Origin of the sequence: Pandoraea bronchicola, assembly GCF_902459805.1 — a bacterium.
Classification (GTDB): Bacteria; Pseudomonadota; Gammaproteobacteria; order Burkholderiales; family Burkholderiaceae; genus Pandoraea; species Pandoraea bronchicola.
Window position 1 is genome coordinate 476,816 of the sequence record NZ_CABPST010000001.1, and the last position, 21,828, is coordinate 498,643.

20 protein-coding genes are annotated in these 21,828 nt (G+C 63.7%); 17 read left to right on the forward strand and 3 right to left on the reverse strand.

Translation table 11 applies throughout. The features are described from left to right. The first annotated feature begins 789 nt into the window (after positions 1–789). Both PBR20603_RS24040 and PBR20603_RS02160 read left to right on the forward strand, forming a co-directional pair. Positions 790–930 (forward strand): hypothetical protein, encoded by a 141-nt coding sequence (locus PBR20603_RS24040; RefSeq protein WP_174977750.1) that lies wholly within the window; start codon positions 790–792, stop codon positions 928–930. A gap of 18 nt (positions 931–948) precedes the next feature. After that, entirely contained in the window at positions 949–1,194 is a 246-nt protein-coding gene (locus PBR20603_RS02160) for a hypothetical protein (RefSeq protein WP_150557890.1), read from the forward strand. On the opposite strand, the gene PBR20603_RS02165 is transcribed toward PBR20603_RS02160, so the two are convergent. After that, positions 1,195–2,433, reverse strand: coding sequence for a diguanylate cyclase (locus PBR20603_RS02165; protein ID WP_150557891.1), 1,239 nt, complete (start codon positions 2,431–2,433; stop codon positions 1,195–1,197). 366 nt (positions 2,434–2,799) lie between these two features. On the opposite strand from PBR20603_RS02165, the gene PBR20603_RS02170 reads away from it, so the two are divergent. The 3 genes from PBR20603_RS02170 to PBR20603_RS02180 all read left to right on the forward strand — a co-directional run bounded on the left by PBR20603_RS02170 (position 2,800) and on the right by PBR20603_RS02180 (position 5,559). Next, on the forward strand, positions 2,800–3,723 hold the full coding sequence (locus PBR20603_RS02170) for a DMT family transporter (protein WP_150557892.1): 924 nt from the start codon (positions 2,800–2,802) through the stop codon (positions 3,721–3,723). 129 nt (positions 3,724–3,852) lie between these two features. Beyond that, positions 3,853–4,596 (forward strand): helix-turn-helix domain-containing protein, encoded by a 744-nt coding sequence (locus tag PBR20603_RS24500; protein WP_343041907.1) that lies wholly within the window; start codon positions 3,853–3,855, stop codon positions 4,594–4,596. Positions 4,597–5,175: 579 nt separating this feature from the next. Next, positions 5,176–5,559 (forward strand): helix-turn-helix domain-containing protein, encoded by a 384-nt coding sequence (locus tag PBR20603_RS02180; RefSeq protein WP_150557893.1) that lies wholly within the window; start codon positions 5,176–5,178, stop codon positions 5,557–5,559. Between the two features lie 82 nt (positions 5,560–5,641). Here PBR20603_RS02180 and PBR20603_RS02185 read toward each other — a convergent pair whose 3' ends face one another. Beyond that, positions 5,642–6,478, reverse strand: a complete 837-nt coding sequence (locus PBR20603_RS02185) for an alpha/beta fold hydrolase (RefSeq protein ID WP_150557894.1) — start codon at positions 6,476–6,478, stop codon at positions 5,642–5,644. Between the two features lie 144 nt (positions 6,479–6,622). On the opposite strand from PBR20603_RS02185, the gene PBR20603_RS02190 reads away from it, so the two are divergent. The 12 genes from PBR20603_RS02190 (at position 6,623) to PBR20603_RS02245 (ending at position 20,822) form a co-directional block, all read left to right on the forward strand. Then, a complete protein-coding gene (locus PBR20603_RS02190) occupies positions 6,623–7,174 on the forward strand; it encodes a YaeQ family protein (protein ID WP_150557895.1) in 552 nt (183 codons plus the stop codon). Positions 7,175–7,457: 283 nt separating this feature from the next. Next, complete coding sequence (locus PBR20603_RS02195) at positions 7,458–8,411, forward strand: 2-hydroxyacid dehydrogenase (protein WP_150557896.1); 954 nt, start codon at positions 7,458–7,460, stop codon at positions 8,409–8,411. Between the two features lie 47 nt (positions 8,412–8,458). Beyond that, positions 8,459–9,394, forward strand: coding sequence for a hydroxymethylglutaryl-CoA lyase (locus PBR20603_RS02200; protein WP_150557897.1), 936 nt, complete (start codon positions 8,459–8,461; stop codon positions 9,392–9,394). A 57-nt stretch (positions 9,395–9,451) separates the two neighbouring features. Further along, positions 9,452–9,970: a YbaK/EbsC family protein gene (locus PBR20603_RS02205; protein WP_150557898.1), complete on the forward strand. Its 519-nt coding sequence runs from the start codon at positions 9,452–9,454 to the stop codon at positions 9,968–9,970. A gap of 78 nt (positions 9,971–10,048) precedes the next feature. Next, positions 10,049–10,486 carry a thioesterase family protein gene (locus PBR20603_RS02210; RefSeq protein WP_150557899.1) on the forward strand — a complete coding sequence of 146 codons (438 nt, stop codon included), beginning with the start codon at positions 10,049–10,051 and terminating at the stop codon, positions 10,484–10,486. A gap of 34 nt (positions 10,487–10,520) precedes the next feature. Further along, the gene (locus PBR20603_RS02215; protein ID WP_150557900.1) at positions 10,521–10,763 is read left to right on the forward strand and encodes a DUF1289 domain-containing protein; all 243 of its coding nucleotides are present in this window, start codon (positions 10,521–10,523) and stop codon (positions 10,761–10,763) included. Between the two features lie 34 nt (positions 10,764–10,797). Continuing rightward, on the forward strand, positions 10,798–11,229 hold the full coding sequence (locus PBR20603_RS02220) for a MaoC family dehydratase (RefSeq protein ID WP_150557901.1): 432 nt from the start codon (positions 10,798–10,800) through the stop codon (positions 11,227–11,229). Between the two features lie 43 nt (positions 11,230–11,272). Further along, a complete protein-coding gene (locus PBR20603_RS02225) occupies positions 11,273–12,196 on the forward strand; it encodes an MBL fold metallo-hydrolase (protein WP_150557902.1) in 924 nt (307 codons plus the stop codon). A 364-nt stretch (positions 12,197–12,560) separates the two neighbouring features. Beyond that, complete coding sequence (locus PBR20603_RS02230) at positions 12,561–13,508, forward strand: NAD(P)H-dependent flavin oxidoreductase (protein WP_150557903.1); 948 nt, start codon at positions 12,561–12,563, stop codon at positions 13,506–13,508. Between the two features lie 646 nt (positions 13,509–14,154). Then, positions 14,155–16,272, forward strand: coding sequence for a hypothetical protein (locus PBR20603_RS02235; RefSeq protein WP_150557904.1), 2,118 nt, complete (start codon positions 14,155–14,157; stop codon positions 16,270–16,272). Between the two features lie 146 nt (positions 16,273–16,418). Next, the gene (locus PBR20603_RS02240; RefSeq protein ID WP_150557905.1) at positions 16,419–18,551 is read left to right on the forward strand and encodes a hypothetical protein; all 2,133 of its coding nucleotides are present in this window, start codon (positions 16,419–16,421) and stop codon (positions 18,549–18,551) included. A gap of 315 nt (positions 18,552–18,866) precedes the next feature. After that, complete coding sequence (locus tag PBR20603_RS02245) at positions 18,867–20,822, forward strand: hypothetical protein (RefSeq protein ID WP_150557906.1); 1,956 nt, start codon at positions 18,867–18,869, stop codon at positions 20,820–20,822. A gap of 93 nt (positions 20,823–20,915) precedes the next feature. On the opposite strand, the gene PBR20603_RS02250 is transcribed toward PBR20603_RS02245, so the two are convergent. Then, positions 20,916–21,764 (reverse strand): 3-hydroxybutyryl-CoA dehydrogenase, encoded by an 849-nt coding sequence (locus tag PBR20603_RS02250; protein WP_150557907.1) that lies wholly within the window; start codon positions 21,762–21,764, stop codon positions 20,916–20,918. Positions 21,765–21,828: the final 64 nt, after the last annotated feature.

Below are 21,828 nucleotides of genomic sequence, written 5' to 3' on the forward strand. Positions count from 1 at the left end.
AACCACGCTTTTTGGATTTCCCTTTGAATTCGACGCGCTCCGGTTTTTCAGACGCTGCAGTCATCCGGGAGAAATGCCGTGGTTTTCGTCAGTTGGTTGGTCGTTGCCACCGTCGCCGTTACGGTCTCGGCAGCGCGTGTGATGCAGTTGCATCGTCGCGCGGCACGCACAGCCGCAGCGAGTCACCTGGAGCGCGTGTTGCGATATCGCCGTAGCCACCGCAATACGCGCTGCTCGCGCATCCAGTTTAAGGACGCCGCATAAATCAGCGTCGTCCGGCAGTAGCAGTAGCAGTAGCAGTAGCAGTAGCAGTAGCAGTAGCAGTAGCAGTAGCAGTAGCAGTAGCAGTAGCAGTCGGAAGTTAAGTCGTTCGGGTAGTTCCGCTTTATCCGCAGTAGCAGTTCAGCAAGTCGCAGCATCGGAAGTTTCACGTCTGCATCGCTGTACACGCATCACCCGCAGTCCTGCAGTACGGAAGGTCTCGCATCACCGCACCACCCGTTGCCGACGTTTGGCAACAGCCGTTTTCGTAGTGAATTCAAGCAGTACCCGCAATGGTAGTTCGCAGTACTCATGCTGTATTCCGGCGCATACGCCATGCCCGGATGGAGAGTCATCCCTCCCTGCTGTTACGAGGCATCGCTCCCACGCGTCAGAGCCGTACCGCCGCCCGCATTTGAGGCGGCGGATTGCGCGCCCACAGCCTCGTATTGCCCACGCGTTGCATCAGACAACCCGACGCCCCGATCACACATCGCAGGCATCGTCAGAACGGACATCGCCGCCACGATGGCGTCTTTCTCCGCGCTCGACGTGTTTGCCATGTCGGCCACACCGGCCGATCGCGCGCCGTCGAGTCACGCTCGCCTGCGTTATCGCGTGGGCGCTTGGCATGCGCATCCCATCCGCGCGGCATGCCCGATGGATTGAAAAGAGAAAATTGACAGAATGAATACCGACTTAGAGCGCATCACCCTGACCATCTCGTTGCACCCGAACGATCTGAAACAGCTTGACAAGGCATGCCAGCGCGTTGGCATGAAGCGTGAGGATTTTTGCTTGCTGGCCACGCATCTGGAAGGCGCTCGCGTGCTCAACGGCGAAGGGCTGGCTGCGCTCGCACGTCCGTTCGGCTTCGCTGCCGCACTGCCCGCCGCCCTGCGCAGCGCATTCTCGCGCCTCTGCTCGCGCTGATCAGCGCGCGCCGGCGGTTGCGCCGGTGCCTCCGTCAGCGTCGGTGCCGCCCTCTCGAACTGTCCTCACCGCGCCCTCCGCATCGAGGACAACCATGCCGTCGCGCCCCGCGCGTTTCGCGCGATACAGCGCACGGTCGGCGAGTTGAAGCCACGATTGCGGGGTATCGAAGGCTTTCGAGATCGGCACCAGCCCAATGCTCACAGTGCATTCGGGTAACGATACCGTCTGTGCCATCTGCGTCTGGATCTGCGCCTCGGCTTGTGCAACCCGGGCACGCAGATCGGCGAGCAGGCGGTACATCAGATCCTGGCCCGCCACGCCGCCCGTATTCACCAACACGGCGCCGAACTCCTCCCCGCCGTACCGGCCAACGGCATCGATCTCACGCAAGCGCTGACGCAGCAGCCCGGCAAAGCGTCGCAACGCTGTGTCGCCCGCCGCATGGCCCAACGTATCGTTGATGCGCTTGAAGTGATCCAGATCCATCAGTACCAGACACGCCGGCTGCCCTGTGAGCCGGCAATGCGCATGAATCTCGGCCAGCCGTTGCTCCCATGCCCGTCGGTTGAGCAAACCCGTCAGCCCGTCGTGCCGTGACAGATACTCCATCTCACGCGAGCGCTGCGCCAGTTTCTGCGCCAGGTCATACGTCACCTTTCCCAGCGCGATGGGATACAGAATCAACATCGGCAAGCTGGTGATGACATTGAACGTGTCAGACGCCGGTGCCCATGTGAAGCCGAGCACCGCAATGCCGATCAGCACACCGGCCACGTTCGCGAGCAATCCCTGAAGAAACAGTCGAATGCCGCCCGCGCCGATGTTGTCCATCGACATCATCGTCAGCACCACCACGCTCGGTAACAAATTGAATTGCATCGCGGCGACCCAGAAGCCCCCGAATGCGGCATCGACCAGCAGGTTGGCGCGCTCGGCGCGATAAGGGACGGGGCGCGATAGCGCCAGCACGCAAGCCAGATGTGGCCAGACAAATCCGTTGAAGATCAGCAGCGCCCAGAGCCACAGCGGCGCGGACGGCTCGTGGCGATAGAACACGCCGGCAACGCAGAGGAACCCGATGCCCAGGCCAATCGTGCGCAGACGATAGATACGTCGTACGAAACGTTTTCCCTTCCCCGCGACTGCCGGGTCAATGGCAGAGAGGGACGACGCATTACGCTGCTGATGTGAACCGTCGGCGTGCGCCAAACGGTCTTGCTCACTCAATGACACCATGCTGCTCCGATCATCCATCACGAAACACGCACGATGCCACCGCACCGTGGGGCCTGGCTCGGCATGGCGCCTACGCGATCCACGTTTCTGAGCCTGGCATGGCGCCATTCTACCTGCGGCGCGTGGCGCCAGGACAGATTGGTCGAACCGGTCCAACCAGCGGTCGTTGCCGGGCGCCAACGTCGCGTCTGAAATGCCTTATCGTTTGTCTTAAATCCGCTATGCGACCCGGCACTTTCAGGCGGACAATTCGCAACATCGTGTACTGCCACACGACGCGCACGACCGGCGTCGCCCGGCCCCCACTTCCGACTTCCCGCCCGCTTTCATGATTCGCCGGCCGTACAACCCGCCGGCACCTGACCCATGTTCAATTTCATTCTGCCGCTGACTGCCGTACTGATCTGGTCAGCTAACGTGATCGTCAACAAGCTCGCTGTCGGTCACATTTTCCCTGCCGAGATTGCATTTCTGCGCTGGTTCGCCGCCTGGCTGATTCTCACGCCGTTCGCATTGCCGGCGCTGTGGCGCGCACGCCGGACGTTTCTGCCACATCTGCCGCAGTACGCAACGCTCGGCGTGCTTGGCATGGCGATTTATCAGGGCCTCGCCTACTCGGCCGCGCACTACACGAGTGCCACCAACATGGGGATCATTCTGGCGCTGCTGCCCCTCACCACGTTGACGCTTGCCGTCATCGTGCTGGGCGACGCGCTCACTGCGGGTGCGCTCGCCGGCGGCGTACTGTCGATCGTCGGCGTGTTGCAGGTGGTCGGGCACGGCTCTTTTCTGCATCTGGCGGATCAGGGTATCGGCGTCGGCGACGCCATGATGGTCGCCGCCATGCTCGCCTACGCGATCTATTGCGTGCTGCTGCGCAAGTGGCAATTGCCGCTCGCGCCGCTGCCGTCGCTCTACGTGCAGATCATGTGCGCTGTTGTCGTCCTGCTGCCCTTCTATCTGTTTTCGCCGAAGGCAGGTGTCTCGATGGACAACCTGCCACAACTGGCCTTCGCCACCCTCCCCGTCTCGGTGGCCGCGCCGTTTATCTGGATGATCGGTGTCGCGCGTATCGGCCCGCGACGCGCCACCGTCGTCATCAACCTCGTACCGATCTTCACGGCACTCATCGCCGCGTTCGGCCTTGGCGAGCATCTCGCGAGCTATCACCTCATCGGTGGCGCACTCATTCTGGCGGGCGTCGCGCTGGGGGAAAACTGGCACTTGCCGATCCGTAAAGCGCGTGAACCGATACCCGCGCTGTCCGATGAATTGGGAAGCGTCCGATAAATTTTGCGCTATTAGCGTCACCGACTCTTTATAGAGGCCCGCCTGTCACGCATGGGGAGGAGAGCGATATAACGTCGCAGGGCGCGGGGGGATTGATTACGCTGTGTGACTCGTCAACGGAGTTCCGCCATGCAAACGAATCCACTCGCGCTGTTCGGAGACCATCTGGCACGCCTGCGAAAGGCGCGCGGCTGGTCGCAGGAGAAACTTGCTCTCGAGAGCGGTCTGGCACGCTCGTATGTCAGCGGTATCGAACGCGGCAGACGCAACGTCGCCCTCGTCAATATCTGCGTGCTGGCCGATACGCTCGGTGTGCCAACGTCAGAGATGCTGCGCTTCGCTCAGGCGGCGTCCGGCGCCGGAGACACCACGGCGCCGTCAGAGCGCACACCGCTGCCCCAAATCAGCCGCTCCCTGTGCCGGCTGGAAAACCGCGACCAGGTCTGGCTCGCCGAAATCATCCGAAGCCTCAGTTCGCGTCTGAGTCACGCGGCCCCGGCCGTCGCACGCCCCGGCACAGACTGCGGCGCAGCGTCGCCCTCCACGCACGGCGACAACGTTGGCGACGAGGGGGAAGACCTCGACGACATTGACGACGCCACTGCGTCGCGCCCGTCATTCAGCAACGCCCCGCAGCGCGCCCTCGTCGGCCCTGGTTCGCCCGCACCTCATCAATTCGCTGCGTCCATGGAAGCGGGCTATCGCGTCGACGACGACAGGGCCAACTGCGCGAATACGGCAACGCACGTCCGCGAGCCGGAGCACATGTCGTCTGGCAATGCAAACACCTCCGGTGAACCTGCCTCGACGCACAGATCCGATGCCATCGCGCGCGAGGACTCGCGGCGTTTTGCCAGCGGCGAGGAAGAGTGAGCGATAGCAGGGCATTTGATTCTTAGGACATTGCGCAAAGTCCCCCGCGTATCTCGGGGGCATTGCGCGATCGTTCGTCCAGTAAGAGTTACCAAGCCCCCTATCGAAAGCGATCACCTCTGCGGGCGTCCGGCGTTGCGCCAAACGACGCCTCACAGCTTGTTGCAGAACGCGTGTACGCCAGTCACCACGGGCATGACAGCAGGTTGACGCCTGCTGCAACCTCGTACGGTTCGACGCAGGATGGGACTCGCCCCGTCGACATCGAGTGACATCCCAAAGCAGAACCTTTCAGAATCCCCTCACGGCTTGGTTCCGCATGTCCGGTGTCACACTGCGCGGCTCCGGTAGATGGGAGTGCGACAAGACGTATCGCAATGCCTTCGCAGCGGTACGCAGACTGGCGCCATCACTACCCTCGGAAAACTCGCGCATTTTGTGCCTTCTCCGAAAGTTCGCAAAAAATCCGCATTGCGGCCCCGGCAGTTCGTGCCTCGCAAACGGGGGATACCCGAGGCACCGTCCTCAATACCGGATTTTTGTTTCAATCTTCTCGTCCCTAACAAGGAAAACATTCTTATGGACACCAATTTATTTCGATTCGGCAGACACCTTGCCGGCTTGCGCAAGAAATACAACTGGGCGCAAGACAAGCTGGCGCTGGAAAGCGGACTGGCGCGTTCTTATCTGAGCGGTGTCGAGCGTGGCAAGCGCAATATTTCGCTGCGCAACATCTGCATTCTGGCGGACACGCTGGGGCTGCCGCCGCATGAGCTGCTGGCGTTCGATTCGTCAAACGGCATGGCAGCAGACGCTGGACCGGGTGCGGCGGCGCCGTGCGATCCGTATCCGTCGCTCAACCGGGCAATGCAGAAGTTGTCGGACCGCGATCAGGCGTGGATGGCCGATCTGGTCCGTACGCTGAGCCTGCGGCTGGGTCCTGGCGTGCTGCGCGACGAATGAGGATGAAACGAGAAGTCGAGGCGACGGGCTCGCGTCAGGTGTCAGGCAACACCGTCGTCCAGGCGTCCATCGGTTCCGGGCGTTAGTCGTTCCCGAGGAAGGCGTCCACCGCGCGGTGAAACGCAATCGGATTGGCGAGGTTCATGCCATGCGATGCGTCCTGAATCACCATGCGGCGGGCTTCCGGCATGGCGTGCGCGAGCGCGTTCAACACGTCCGGATAGGGCGCGGGGCTCTCCGCGCCGCCCATCAGCAAGACCGGCGCATGCAAGGCGCCGAGGGCATCGATCGGCAACGGCGTGCGCGGCTCGGCCACCTGACCGATCAAGGTAAGCGCATTGTCGCGCACCATCTGCTTGAACCAGGGCACCATGCGGCGCCACGTGTCCGGTCCGCTCACCGTATCGATGAAGATGGCCAGACCGCCGTCGATATCGCCCGCCTCGATCGCGGCAAGCGCCGCCTGGCGGAAATTACCTCGTTCGCTGTCGGGCGGCACCTGAACCGGGCCGCCGCTGATCTCCACCCCCGGATCGGCAAGGATCAGCGAACGTACGGTGTCCGGCGCCAGCAGTGCCGTGCGCAGCGCGACATAGCCGCCGCGCGAATGGCCAAGCACGTGAACGGGACCGACGCCGAGCGCCGTGATGAACGCGGCCAGATCCTCGGCGTGCTGCTCGCCGGAGAACGTGCCGTCACGGCCGCTCCAGGCTTCCGGCCAATAGTGGCGCAGGCTCACCGAGATCACTCGCCGCCGTTGTCCCAGCGGCGTCATGTTCGGCTTGAAGTAGCGACAATCGCAAAGCGAGCCGTGAACCAGCACGAGCGGTGCGCCGACGGCGTCGGCAGGTGCGGGGGTTTCGACGTACGCCATCGGATAGCCGTTGACGTCGATCGTTTGCGGTGCAGAAACCGGCATGGAGATACATCAGGAAAGTCGGGCAGCCAGTATACCGAGCTTGCTGCCCCCTCGCTGCGGCGCGGCAAGCCGTGCGAGGCAAAAGAGCGGGCACCGGGTGCTGGTGTATGCTTGCGACTTTCTTCATTCCTGCGGTTTCCCGGCATGGCACTCAAAGCCACTATCTACAAGGCCGAGGTGCAAATCACCGACCTCGACCGCCACTATTACGCCTCCCATAGCCTGACGCTGGCCCGGCATCCGTCGGAAACCGACGAACGCATGATGGTGCGCCTGCTCGCCTTCATGTTGTACGCGGGCGAGCGCCTCTCGTTCGGCAAGGGTATCTCCACGGCCGATGAGCCCGATCTGTGGGAACACGACTTCGGGGGCGACATCGTCCGGTGGATCGACGTCGGGCAGCCCGACGCGCGCCGCCTCGTCAAGGCAGCCGGCCGGGCGGAGCATGTGGACGTTCTGGCCTACGGCGGCAAGCCGGCCGCGATCTGGTGGCAAGCGACCGAGTCGCAGATCACCCGCCTGTCGAATCTCACCGTGCGCATGCTCGATGAAGCGTCCGCCGAAGCGCTGACGGCACTGGCCTCGCGCACGATGCGCCTGCAATGCACGATTCAGGACGGCGAAGTCTGGATCGCGGACGACAACCACAACCTGCCGGTCAACCTCGTCACGCTGCGCGCCGCCGCCAACGACTGACCCGTTCCCGTCGCACCACTGACGCGGGGCGGAGGTCCCAGCCGCTCCGTCCCCCGCCTCTCACCGCTTGCCTCTCCCCCCTCCGGCCTCGCCCCAGTACGCGGCACACCACAAGCTGCGTTACACTTGACGTTAACGTCAATCGAGTAACCGAGACCGCGCCCGGAATGACCGGCCTACCGGGTCGACCGCACGCCCCGGCGTCGTTCGATGCGCGGAGGTGTCGCAAGACCGCCAGCCCTGTCGCCGTGCCTCATTCCTATACGCGTTTGCCCCGCACCTCATGGACATCCTGATCTTTTCCCCGGACGGCAAGACCGCCCCGTACGAGACCGGCCTCGCCGAGCATCTGCCGCAGGCCGGCATCCGCGCCTGGCAGCCCGGCGATACCGCGCCGGCCGACTATCTGGTGCTCTGGAAGCCGAACGCGGAAGTGCTGCAACCGCGCGAGCGCCTGAAAGCCATCTTCAATATGGGGGCCGGTGTCGACGGGGTGCTCGGCACGCGCGGCGAAGGAGCGCAACGCCTGCCGGCAGGCGTGCCGCTGGTGCGTCTGGAAGACGCCGGCATGGCCGACCAGATGGCGCAGTACGTGAGCGCCGCCGCCCTGCGCTACTTCCGCCGTCTCGACGTATTCGACGATCAGCAAGCCCAAGGGCAATGGAAGTTTCAGAAGCCGAACCGTCTCGCGGACTTCCCTGTCGCAGTGCTCGGCTACGGCACGCTCGGCGCGCACGTCGCCAAAACGCTGAAGTCGTTCGGCTTTCCGGTTCGCGCGTGGAGCCGCAGCCAACGCAGCGAGGGCGCGGATGGCAGCGGCGTCGAGTTGTATCACGGCAGTGCGGGCTTCGACGCCTGCGTGTCCGGTGCGCGCATTCTCGTCAACCTGTTGCCGCTCACGCCGGAAACGGTCGATGTGCTCAACACCAGCCTGTTCGCGAAGCTGGCGCAGGGCGCGTTCCTGATCAACGTGGCACGCGGCGCACATCTGGTCGAACCCGACCTGCTGGCCGCGCTGGAAAGCGGCCAGATCGCCGGCGCAACGCTCGACGTGTTTCGCACGGAACCGCTGCCCGCCGACCATCCGTTCTGGCGTGAGCCGCGCGTCACCGTCACACCGCACATTTCGGCCCTGACGTTGCGCGACGAGACGGTCGCGCAGATCGCGGGCAAGATTGCCGCCCTCGAGCGCGGCGAAGCCATTACCGGCATCGTCGATCTGACGCGCGGATACTAAACGCCGCCCCGCCAGATCCATTGCCAGCCCCTACGAGGAGACAACTCATGGTGACGTCCCAACTGCCGCAGCGCGTAAAAGTGGTCGAAGTCGGCCCGCGCGACGGTCTGCAGAACGAGAAGCAACCGGTACCGACCGACATCAAGATCGCGCTGGTCGACCGCCTGTCGGCTGCCGGCTTCGCCAATGTCGAGACGGCGTCGTTCGTCTCGCCCAAATGGGTGCCGCAGATGGCCGACGGCGCCGAGGTCATGGCCGGCATTAAGCGCCGTCCCGGCACGATCTATTCGGTACTCACGCCGAACATGCGCGGCTTCGAGGGCGCAGTGGCCGCGAAGGCCGATGAAGTGGTGATCTTCGGCGCTGCGAGCGAAGCGTTCTCGCAACGCAATATCAACTGCTCCATCGAGGAGAGCATCACGCGCTTCGAGCCGGTGGCGCGCGCGGCGAAAGACGCCGGCCTGCGTCTTCGCGGCAGCATTTCGTGCGCACTCGGTTGCCCGTATCAGGGCGAAGTCCCTGTCGCCAGCGTGGTCGACGTCGTGCAGCGGCTCGCGGCGCTCGGTTGCGACGAGATCGACATCGCCGACACGATCGGCGTGGGCACGCCCTCGCGCACCCGTGACGTCATGGAAGCCTGCGCGAAAGTGTTCCCGATCGAGCGCCTGTCCGGTCACTTCCACGATACGTATGGCCAGGCGACGGCGAACATCTACGCGGCGCTGCTCTCCGGCATCACGATTTTCCACTCGTCGGTTGCCGGTCTCGGCGGCTGTCCGTACGCCAAGGGCGCCACGGGCAACGTCGCCACGGAAGACGTGCTGTACCTGCTGCACGGACTGGGCATCGAGACGGGGATCGATCTCGAGGCCGTGGTGCGCACCGGCGACTTCATTTCGCAGGCGATCGGCCGCCCGAACGCATCGCGCGTGGGACGCGCCATGCTCGCGAAGCTGCAAGACACCGCCCCCGCCAGCGCCTGACACCGTGCCGGACAAGGTATCCGCGCCCCCCATGTGATTCGAGGACATCGACCCGACATGAGCGAAACACCCCAGATTCCCGAACCTGCGCACGCGCAGGATCTTCCCGAAGGCGCACGCCACGTCGCGCGACTGCTCGCCGGCATAGGCCACGATCAGCCGATCGTGCTGCTGCCGGCCACCGGCAAGACGTCTGCCGAGGCCGCCGCCGGACTCGGTTGCGACGTGGCGCAGATCGCGAAATCGATCATCTTTCGCCGCGCATCGGACGACACGCCTGTGCTGGTGATTGCCAGCGGCATCAATCGCGTCGACGAGAAAAAGGTGGCGGCGCAAGTCGGTGAACTCGCCCGCGCCGATGCCCGCTTCGTCAAGGAGAAGACAGGCTATTCGATCGGGGGCGTGAGCCCGATCGGGCATGTCGTCTCGCCGGTCACGCTGATCGACGAAGACCTGCTCAAGCTCGCGAGCCTGTGGGCCGCCGCCGGGCACCCGCATGCCGTGTTCAACCTCACGCCGCAGCAGCTCGTTGCGATGACGGGCGCGCCGGTCGTCGACGTGGCGCTCAGAGACTGAGCGTCTGAGCGAATGCCGGCGCCACGGCGGCGGCAAGATTGAGCGTCGTAGCCAAGAACAACATCAAGGAGACGTGCCATGCCGAGCCCCGAACTTGTACCGGGCCTGACATTCGAGTGGACTTATCGCGTGCCGAAAAAGGCCGTGGTCCCCGAACTGTATGACGATGTCGAACTGTGCCGCGACATGCCGGCCGTGCTGGCCACGGGCTATCTCGCGGGCATTCTCGAATGCGCGTGCCTGCAGGCGATTCGCCCGTATCTCGACTGGCCGCGCGAGCAATCGCTTGGCACGCTCGTCTCGTTCTCGCATCTGGCCGCCACGCCAGCAGGTGACACGCTGCGTATTCAGGGCAAGCTCGTCGACGTCGCGGGCCGGACACTGCGCTTCGAAGTCGAAGCCTGGGACGGCCTGGAAAAAGTCAGCGCAGGAACGCATGAGCGCGTCATCGTCGATGAGGCGCGCTTTCACGGCAAGCTGCGCGAGAAGGCGGCCAAGCTCGGCCTGTCCCTCTGAACGCCGCGCCACCCACCGTCGCCTTATGGCTGCCATGACGACACACGCGTCTTCCGTCCCGTCGCCCTGCACCAACATCTGCCGCATGAATCCGGCAACCGGCTGGTGTTCGGGCTGCTGGCGCACCCTCAGTGAGATCGCCGCGTGGTCGTCCATGGACGACGACGACAAGCGCCATATCTGGTCGTTGCTGCCCGCGCGGCGTGCCGAGCACGAGGAACCGCCGGTACAGCATCGTCGCGTGGTCATCGGCGCCCCCGGCGCAGACAACTCATGATGCGCCCCGGCGCCCTACTCTTTCGTTACCGCATATGGGAAAAATCGTTGCCATCGGCGAGACGTTCTCCGCCACGCATCACTTCTCGCCCGACTCGATCCGCGAGTTCTCCACGCTGGCGCACGACTTCAATCCGCTGCATCACGACGCGGACTACGCGGGTGCCGATTCGCGTTTCGGCGGACTGATCTCCTCCGGTACGCAACAGATGTCATATCTGGCTGCCCTGCTCGCCACGCATTACTCGAAGACAGCCCAGCCGCTCGGGCTCGAATTCGACATGAAACTGCGCCGCGCCGTGCATGCGGGCGACGACATCACCGTGCGCTGGACGGTCACCGACAGTCTGTGGAAAGAAAAGCTCACGGGCGACATCGTTTCGCTCGACGGCGAGGCGATCAACCAACGCGGCGAGACGGTAATTGCCGCCACGGCGAAGATCCTCGTGTGCGCCAAACCGGCCTGAAACACCGCCCATCCCCCGTGTCATCACTTCACGAGATACGCCCATGACCTCGCTTGCCCTTCCTGCCGGGCTGCGCGTGTTCGAGCGCGGCTGGCTCTCATCGAACAATGTCCTGTTCCTCGGCGACGAGCCCACGCTGGTCGACAGCGGCTACGTCTCGCACTCGGAACAGACGCTGGCGCTCGTCGCGCACGCGCTGCCGGACGGTCAGCCGCTCGCGCGGCTCGTCAATACGCATCTGCACTCTGATCACTGCGGCGGCAACGCCGCGCTACAGGCACGCTACGGCTGCCGCACGTGGGTGCCGGCGGCGCAAGCCGATCCGGTCCGCCATTGGGACGAGCAGCGCCTGTCGTTCGAAGCGACGGGGCAGCAATGCGCGCGCTTCACCTTCGACGACACGCTCTCGCCGGGCGACGCCATGACGTTCGGCGAGCACGAATGGCTGGTGCTCGGTGCCCCGGGTCACGACCCGCACGCCCTGATGCTCTACAACGCCACCGACGGCATCCTGATTTCCGGCGACGCCCTATGGGAGCGCGGATTCGGCGTGATCTTCCCCGAACTGGATGGCGAGTCGGGATTCGCCGAACAAGCCGCCGTGCTCAATCTCATCGAGCAGCTCGATGTCTCGCTGGTCATTCCCGGACACGGCAAGCCGTTCGGCGGCATTGACGGCGCCCTGCGCGCCGCACGCGCACGCCTCGACTATCTGCAAAGCGATCCCGCACGCAACGCGCGCAACGCACTCAAGGTGCTGATCGTCTTTCGTCTGATGGCTGAGGCAGAGATGGCAGGCGCGACGCTCAAGGCCACGCTCGATACCGCGCGCGCGTGGCGCAGTGCGGCCGCGATGCTGGCGCCCCCGTCGGGCTGGCCCGATCTGCTCGACTCGCTCGTGGCGGAACTGGCGAAGGCGGGCGCGCTGCGCCATGACAGCGAGACGGACACGCTTTACGCCGTATGAGTGTCGCCGCGCGGGGCAAAAAAACAACGCCGCCTGCCAGTCACGGCAAGCGGCGTTTGAGGACGTGACGTGCCGGACGAACGCTGCGGTCGCTAACGCGGCGTTCGTCCTGTGACGTCATGATACCGACGCCACCTGGCACGCGATTTCATCCTAGACGCGTCCCCCATCCCCCCCCAAGGGGACTTTCCCTGATACGGGGCCATTCGGTGCGTCAGAACCGAAGACTTCTTCGAGTGCCCGCTCACCGGGCAACGCACGAATCCCCCTATAATCGAACGATCGTTCGCGAAAATGGACCGCTGCAAATTGCGCACCGACGCAAAGGGTACCGACCGCCGAACGTCCTGCTTAAGGAGACTTCATGGCCCTTCCCAAGATTCTGCAAAACCTGGCGCTGCCCGTTGTGGCCTCGCCGATGTTCATCGTGAGCTACCCGGAACTGATACTCGCACAGTGCAAGGCCGGTATTGTCGGCTCGTTCCCCGCGCTCAATGCGCGCGAGCCGCAGATTCTCGAAGACTGGCTCTCTCGCATCACCGAGGAACTCGCGTCGTACAAGGCCGCGAATCCGGACGCCGTCGTGGGCCCGCTCGCGGTCAACCAGATCGTGCATCAATCGAATCAGCGGCTCGAACATGACGTGCGCGTGTGCGTGGAGCATCGCGTGCCGATCTTCATCACCAGCCTGCGCGCGCCGCCGAAGGAAGTGCTCGATGCCGTCCACAGCTACGGCGGTATCGTGCTGCACGACGTTATCAATTTGCGTCATGCGAACAAGGCGCTCGAAGCTGGCGTGGATGGGCTGATCCTCGTTGCCGCCGGCGCAGGCGGACATGCGGGCACGCTCTCGCCGTTCGCGCTGGTAGGCGAAGTGCGCAAGATTTTCGACGGCCCCATCGTGCTTTCCGGCGCGATTGCCAACGGCGGGTCGATCCTCGCGGCACAGGCCATGGGTGCCGACCTCGCGTACATCGGCACGCGCTTCATCGCCTCAACGGAAGCGAATGCGAGCGATCCCTATAAGCAAGCCATCGTCGACGCGAGTGCCAACGACATCGTTTATACGAACCTGTTCACTGGTGTGTCGGGCAACTACATCCGCCAGAGCATTCTGAATGCTGGTCTCGATCCCGACGACCTGCCCACGGCCGACAAGACCGCCATGAATTTCGCCAAGGCAAAGGCGTGGAAGGACATCTGGGGCGCCGGTCAGGGTGTGGGGCTGATGGACGACGTTCGCCCGGCGGCCGAGATCATCGCGCGTCTGAAGCAGGAATACGACGACACGCGCCGGCGGCTCGCCATCTGAGCGCTCACGCACGCGCGAGCGTGTGTCGTGCGCCCGGATCGTCACGCCGACGGCGCAACGCACGACACTCCCCCGGCGCCAACGAACGTCTCGTTGGTCATCCACCGGATCATTCTTCCGACGCCAGTCCCTTGCTCGATCCCCAGCCGCCCCGACACAAGGGGCTCTGGCGATAACTCGATCGGGGACACCGGGCACCAAAGCGGCCAACCGTACACCGTGCCGCTCATCCAGTCACCCGGCCCTTCGGCCCTTCGGCTTGCGCATTTTCCGACCACGTCAGCGCAACATCTCCAGCCCGGGAAGTGCCGGCTGCGGGGGCAGCAGGGACACAGTCTTGAAAACGTGTCCGGCAGCGAGGGAACCATGCTGTCGCGTCCCGGGCCGTTGAACCGCCCCGAATCCGAGTCACACGCCAGACCCCGTTCAGTGTCGAAGCGCGATGCCGCCGCTGCCAGGTGACACATGACACATGACGCGGCATGAATTCCGTCACCGTCTCGCCGCATTGCGACGGAATCGATAACGCCCCCGGCCGAAGCGCAAACAGGCCGGCTCTCCCGATGGCAGTCTTCGTCAATGGCTGGACCGGCATTGCGCCCGTCCGGCCATCAACACATTCAGCCAATCTTCAGGAGGTCATTTCATGCGGTATTCGTCGCATTGTCGTGCGATTAATGCTCCCCCCTGCTACCAGACCGAGCGTATTGACGTCTCCCGCGAGACACATGCGCTCGCCACGCCGGCCTTCCCTCGCGAATTTAACGGCTCTCGCAATTGCCGCAAACGCCTCGGTCGTGCCGTATCGGGCCGGCCAAGTGCCCGTATCGAGTCGTCTTCGTCCGCCAGCCCGTGGTCGAGCGCATTCGCGGTGATTCTGGTCGCAAACCTCATCGCTCCCTCCGCGCTGGCCATGCCCACGCTTCCCCGCTTTCAAGGTGGACAGCGGGAGTGGGAGGACGCGGCCGGCAATGCCTCGGCGAGCGCATCGGTGGGGCTGGCTGACGCATCGCCCGAAGTCGAAATGTATCCACTGCCTGCGCCGGGCATCAAACTTCATTACACCCTTCGGGAGTTTCTCAGAGCGGTCGCCAGCGCCAGTGCGCCGTTCCGCAGTCTTGGCAAAACCCTGGGGGACGTGTACAGCGCGATCAGCGGTGAAGACGTCGATCCACCGGCACTTGAGACGGCCAAGCGCATCGGTGGCGTTGTCGACGCCGCGACGGGCTTGATACCCAGGGTGCAATTGGCGCGATTGCCCGCTCATTTGGCCGGGCTGACTGCCGACGCACTCGATGGCAAATTCCCGCAAGTGGCAGAGCTGACCAGCTTGGTGCAACTGAGCGACCCGCGCACGTTCGGGAACGGCGTGCCAGAACCACAGGAAGCACCGGAAGCACCGGAAGTCCCCCCGCTTTGGTTCAGACGCGCCTCCATGCATGAGCCTGCGCCCGTTGACGATGCCCTTGCGGTCGCGCCGTCCGACGGCGTTGCCGACGATCTCGACCCCGATAGTCAACCCGCGCCCGTCATCGCTGACCAGCGAGACGACAGGTCACACCTGCCGGACACCGATGATGCCGCCTCTGCCAAGGCAATGCGCATCGAAGGCGAACATCATTACCTGCAGGGATACGAACAGCCGCTGCCGTCGCACGCCATGCCTTCCATGCCGGATCGCCAGCTGATCGCCGTCAACGGTCGTCGTTATCTCGTTGGGGAATCCGGCTACTACCATGTGACGCCCGGCCAGAGCGCCGATCACTGGCTGATCAATGCGCCGCGCGGCACCCGTGCGCAAGTGCCGGTGAGATACGACGCGCAGACCGGCAAGTGGCAGGCAGATGCGCCGTTGCGGTTGTGCGGCGGGGGGTGCGGCCCGAGCCGGGAGTCCACACCCGATAGCGTCGCCATGAGCAAGAACGACGTCGCCGAGGCGATTCGCCATATTGCCGACCGCGACGTGCGCGACGCGATACAGCAGGCATACAGCGATCTCGCGCACTTGCATCTGATGCGCACCAATCGTGAAGACCTACGGTCATTGCGCGATAACTCGATTGTCGAGCACCGTCGTATTCTGGTGCGCCAGTTGATGCGACTCGATCCGCATTCGACGTTGTTCGAACAGCAACGCGAGGCCGCCCTCATCACGGCGATGCACTATGACAACTACATTGAATACAGTCTCGCCGACCTGGGCTCCGAGGCGTTCTGCCAGGAGAACGCGGAAATCCTGTTTCATTATCTGCTCACACGCGGCGTGCCCGGCAACAACATCCGGATGATCACCGTGAGGTCGCAAGGCCGCCCGCCGCATGTGATGGTGCTTTATACGGAGTCCGACCCGTTTATCGATCTGCTCGATCTGACGACGCCGCAGCCGCCCGTCTTCGGTCACGATGACGGCATTCCCGGTGACATGTTTGCTGGCGCCCTCTTCCTGTCGCGCGGCTCCACCGTACTGCTTGACCCCTGGAGCCGAATCAAGGCGTCGTCGTTTCCCTGGACCAACGACGCCGACGACGTGAGGCGCATGCTCGAAATCGCACTCGCCGACACAGGGCGAATTCCCGGCAGTCCCTATACGGTATCGCTGACTCGGCCGTACCCGGCGCCTCGGGAGCGTGCCGCGTCGTCAAGCGGGAGTTCCCTCAGCATGCGGAGCCAGGGCAGTTCGGCGGGCGACTCGATACGCTCCGGCCCGTCGCATCGGACCCCACCCGGCGCATCGCCGAAACGTGACCACGACACGCCGCTTTGATTCCGGCTTGACCGTTACCTCGTTACCTCGTTACCCCGTTACCTCATTACCCCGGTGCGCTTGCGGACCCCGTAACGCCGATGCCGTGCGTGAGCCGCCCGGGCCCGCTCCTTTCAACGCGTCGCACACCTTATGGAAATAGGGTCATGCCATATCTGTCACATCACCGTCTCACCAACGCCACACCTCACTACGGCATTCCGCCCACGGCAAATCACCGGGAACCCAGACCGCGCGCGCCCTTCGCCACGGAATTGCGTCACGTGTGCCTCGCGCGCGCAACGCATGCCGCACACGCCGTAGACATGCGCATACGCTTGAGCCCGGCCTCACCGATGGCCTGGCGGACCGCCTTCGCAGTGATGCTCGTTGCCGCCAATACGGGCACGCCGAATGCCCTCCCGACCGACGAGCCACAACGCGACCAAGACATGCATCCGGCCGATCCGGGCGAAGGCGGTCGTATTCCGGCGAATCCGGCGCCGCCCCCGGCAGAAATCAGCGTGATGCGAGAGAACGAGCAGGCCGACGTTTTGCGCGTGTCTATCGAACACTCGCCCATTCGAACGCACTACGCCTTCGGCGACGTGCTGAGAGCCATATCCGCCGGAGACCAGCCATTGCGCAAATTGAGCGAATCCATTTGCGTCTTTCACGAGCTACTGAGTGGCAACGCGCTCGACCCGAGAACGGGTGCGACGCTGCAACAGATCGCGGGTTTGATCGGTATGGCGACCGGCCTGATTCCGCAAGTGCAGCAACTGAGAATCGCGAATGAAGTGGGGGGCACGCCGCTGACGTCAGGCGAGATGGACGAGACGGTTCAACGGGTGGACCCGCGCAACTTTGCCGGGTCGGAAGGGGGACGTGCCACGCAGCGGGTCGTCAATCTGCCCTTCCTGCCCGACGCCGCCAACGCCGCCCATGTCGTCCGACGGCTGCCGTCAGAGCCCGTCGAAACATACGTCCGCCCCGAGGCCGACGGAGCTCCCGTGCCACCGCAGGCGCCTCTCGTGCACGAGCGCGCACGCGATACCGACGAAGCGCAAAGCTATGCCATTGCGCAGGCACCGCACAGCCCCGACACGGTCAACCCTTCGCCTGCCGACTTCAAGATCGAGAGCGAACGCGCATTCTTGCGGGGATATGAACGCATCCTGACGCCCGACGCATTACCGACAGACCGTCACGCGCGGCTGATGCTCGTGAACGGCCATCACCACATCCGGGGTGAAGCCGGTTACTACCGCGCGACGCGTGCACGCGACGGCAACCATTGGCTCGTCGACGCCCCCCAGGGCAGCGACGCGAAAGCACAGGTTCCGGTGACATATGACGCCGCGTCCGGTCAATGGCGCGCCCATGCGCCGTTACGCCTGTGCGGCGGAGGTGGCTGCGCACCGAGCCGCAAAGCCACCCCCGACGGCATTGCGATCAAGTATCAGCAGATCGCCGACGCGGTACGTCATCTTCCCGAAGCACACGTGCGCACCGCCATCGAACGGGCATTCCACGATGTGAGCCGTTTGCGCCTGATGCGAACCCATCGGGGCGAACTGAGACCGATGCGGAACAACGCGATGACAGGACACCGCGCGGCTTTGGCCGAGGCCATGAAGCTGATCGATCCCAAAGCCTCCCTGCTCGTCCAACAGCGCGAAGCCGCGATCGCGACGACGCATTACTACTGGAGCCGTGAAGCCGAAGCCGAAGCCTTTTGTCAGGAAAATGCCGAAGTGCTTTTCCACTTCTTGCTGGAGCACGGTGTCCCCGACGATCGGATTCGCATGATTACCGTTCAACCCCGTGACCGGCCGCCCCATGTCGTGGTGCTCTACACCGAGTCGCAAGTCATTCTCGACTTGCTGGAACTGGCCACACCGCAACCGCCCGTGATCGGCTACACCGACGGTGTAGACGACATGTCATTCTCGGCATGGCTATTCATGACGCGCGACACCACGGTGCTTCTGGACGCCTGGAGTTCAACCCAAGCGACTTCGTTTGCACATGCGACGTCTGAACAGCGCCTGGCCGATACACTCGACGCCGCCCTTGCTGACACCGGGCATCGACCCGGCAGCCCGTACGTCGTATCGATCACACGTCCGCTCCGTGGGCAACGCTCCCGCACAGCCGGCCAAGGCAGCATGGCGAGCCGGGGAAGTGCGGGGAGTTCGGACGCATCCGGAAGCTCCGGCCGTGCTTCTGCAGCATCCGGCGCAAGCGCAAGCCCGCGCAGCCATCTGCCTCACGGCGGCCCACCTGCGATGCGATAACACCGCCTGGCCGCCGCGCCGCTCTCCAAATTGCACGCCTCACTGATGATGGCGAGCGCGGCAGCGAATTTCCCTGCGTATTCATTGCATGTCAGCCCCGGCACATGGTGCTCATCGGGCGCTTCGGAGAAACTCATGCCATTTGCTTTGCACCACCGCGCCTCAAGCATTCACACATGTTACGGACTACCAAGTGAAATCCAGTTTGTCAGACGCCAGCCGAATGCCGCAGCAGGTTTTCCGCATACCTTTCGCGGCGCGCGCAGCGTGCGCTCCGACGCAGGCTCTCGCGCCGCAGTGCGTCGCGAGCGGAGCGTGAGCAGCAAGCGACCGGAGGGGACCGTCTGGCCCGCCGCGTTTGCGATCATGCTCGTGGCGAATCTCGCAACACCCGCTGCGGGCATGGTGCCGAAACGCGAGCCGCGCCCCGCCCCGGAGCATCTGGCAGACTATGCGGTCGCCGCGACATTCGCGCCTGAAGCACTGCCTCGCACGCACGCCCCGGCATCATCCGAGGTCGGCGACGTGATCATTCAGCCCCTGGCGCTATCGTCAATCAAGTCCGATTACACGTTTCATGATTTCCTGAAGGCGGTGGCTGCCGCGCGAGCGCCCTTCCACTATCTGGGGGAATCGGTGGGGGATGCCTATGAGGCGCTTAGCGGTCAGGAGGTCGATCCGGGCGTGCGCCGCGGTGTTCAGATCGGAACCGATACGCTGGACCTCGCGACCGGCTTGCTGCCCAACGTTCGCATGTTGCGGCTGCCGGGCGAGCTGGCGGACATCGCCGTGGACGAACTGGACGGCAGGGTCCCCAGCGCCGAAAAGATCGCTGGCGTTCTGCAATATGGCGACCCTCGCAGCCTGGGTCCGGCATCGCGGTCTCACGCAGAATCGTCCGGGCCGGCCGGCTCGCCCTCAGCACCGAGACCCGTGACGCAATATCGGCCGGTGCAACGTGTCGGCGCAAAACCCCTCGAACCGAGACTTGAGAACGTCGACCCCGGCGATCCGTTCAGCGAGCCTGTCGAAGACGAAGCAGCCGGCGCGGTAGAAGTGGCGCGCGCGGCGCCCTTCCCGTCGACCGTTGATCAGGCACCCGCCCCCGCTCCGGCAAGCCCGTTTTACATCGTTGACGAGCAAGCGCATCTGCGTGGCTATGAACAGCAACTGCCGGCGGAACAGCTTCCGGCAGACGTTCCATCGCGTGTCGTCGTGGTGAATGGGCATTACTACCTGAAGGGCGAAGCAGGCTACTACCGGGCCCAGCGCGGCATAAGTGCCGATCATTGGCTGATCGACGCGCCCCAAGGCAGCGAAAGCCGGGCGCAAGTGCCGGTCACGTATGACGCGAACACGGGGCAATGGCACGCCCATGCGCCGTTACGAATGTGCGGTGGCGGGTGTGTTCCGAGCCGGCTCGCTCAGCCGCCCGACAGCATAGCCGCCAGCTACGACGACATTTTCAGTGCCGTGCGTCATCTTCCTGACGAAGGCGTACAAGAGGCGATTCAATACGCGTTTGCCGAATTAAGTGAATTGCATCTGCGACGAACAAATCGCGCCGATCTGCATTCCATTCGCGACAATTCAATCATCAATCATCGTGCCGCGCTGCGCGGCGCCATGAAAAAGCAGATTGATCCAGACGCACCGCTGGTCAAGCAACAGCGCATTGCGTCGGAGATCACGACGCTCTATTACCAGTGGGGCCCCTCGACCGAAGCATTTTGTCAGGAGAACGCTGAAATTCTTTTTCATTTCCTCCTGGACAACGGCATCTCGAAAAACCGGATTCGCATGATCACGATCAAGCCGCAAAACCGGTCGCCTCATGTCATGGTGCTTTACACGGAATCCGAGCACCTTATCGCGTTGATGGACCGCTCGACGCTACAGCCTCCGCACCCGCTGCGCCGGGACGGCATCAGCCACGAGTTCTTCCGGGAAGCCGCGTATCTGACGCGTCATTCGACGATACTTCTGGACCCGTGGAGCAGAACGAAAGCCATTTCGTTTGCCGGTGCGGCCAACCGATTCGACGCTGGCCGCATCATCAACCGGGCACTCGTCGATATCGGACATACGCCCGGGAGTCCCTATACCGTCTCCGTTACGCGTCCGCTGGGCAACCCCAAGGCGCACCCGAGAGGCTCGACCGGTGAAGCGCATTCGCCCGGTCAATCGACGTCGAACACCGAGAGCAGAGGCAACAGCCCGTCGTCGGAAGACACCGAGTTATCGGACGCTGGACCCGCTTCATCGAATTGATTCGTTGTTGACGCGCTCCCTATCTTCCATTGCGCGCATTTCCCGCCCGGATCGGTACGACACGTACGCCGATCCCGGGCGGTCAAACCATCGTCAGTACGTGTACACGCCGCGTCCGGTCTTCCGGCCGAGGTATCCGGCGGCAACCATCTCCTTGAGCAGCGGGCACGGACGGTACTTCGAGTCCGCAAACTCTTCGTAGTAGACATTCATCACGGACAGGCAAACGTCCAGACCGATCATATCGGCCAGCGCGAGCGGTCCGATGGGATGGTTGCAGCCGAGCTTCATGCCTTCGTCGATCTCTTCGGGCGACGCGAGGTTCTCGGCCAGCACGAAGAATGCCTCGTTGATCATCGGCACCAGAATGCGGTTGACGACGAAGCCCGGTGCGTTCTTCACCGTAATCGGCGACTTGCCGAGCTGGCGTGCAAGCGCGTCGACACGCGCGTGCGTCTCGTCGCTCGTCTGCAAACCGCGAATGATTTCCACGAGTGCCATGAGCGGCACCGGATTGAAGAAGTGCATGCCGATGAACTGTTCCGGCCTGGCGACCACGGCGGCGAGCTTGGTAATCGAAATCGACGACGTGTTCGACGCAAGGATGGCGCCGTCTTTTGCCACGCCCTCGAGCTGCTTGAGGATCTTGACCTTCAGATCGAAGTTCTCGGTCGCCGCTTCGATCACGATATCGGCTTTCGCCAGCGCGGCGTAGTCGGTCGCCGTTGCGATACGTGCAAGCGCTGCCTCTTTGTCGGCAGTAGTGAGTTTGTCCTTCTTGATCAGGCGGTCGAGACTGCCGGCAATCGTCGCCACCCCCTTCTGCACGGCCGCATCACTGATGTCGACCATCGTCACCGGCAATCCGGCCACCGCACACGCCTGTGCAATGCCGTTGCCCATCGTGCCTGCGCCAATGATGCCTACGTGTTGAATCGTCATGTCGTCTCTACTCCGTTTGTGCTGAAAGGTGGCGGGAATACCGTCTTGCGCGGTGCACAAATCA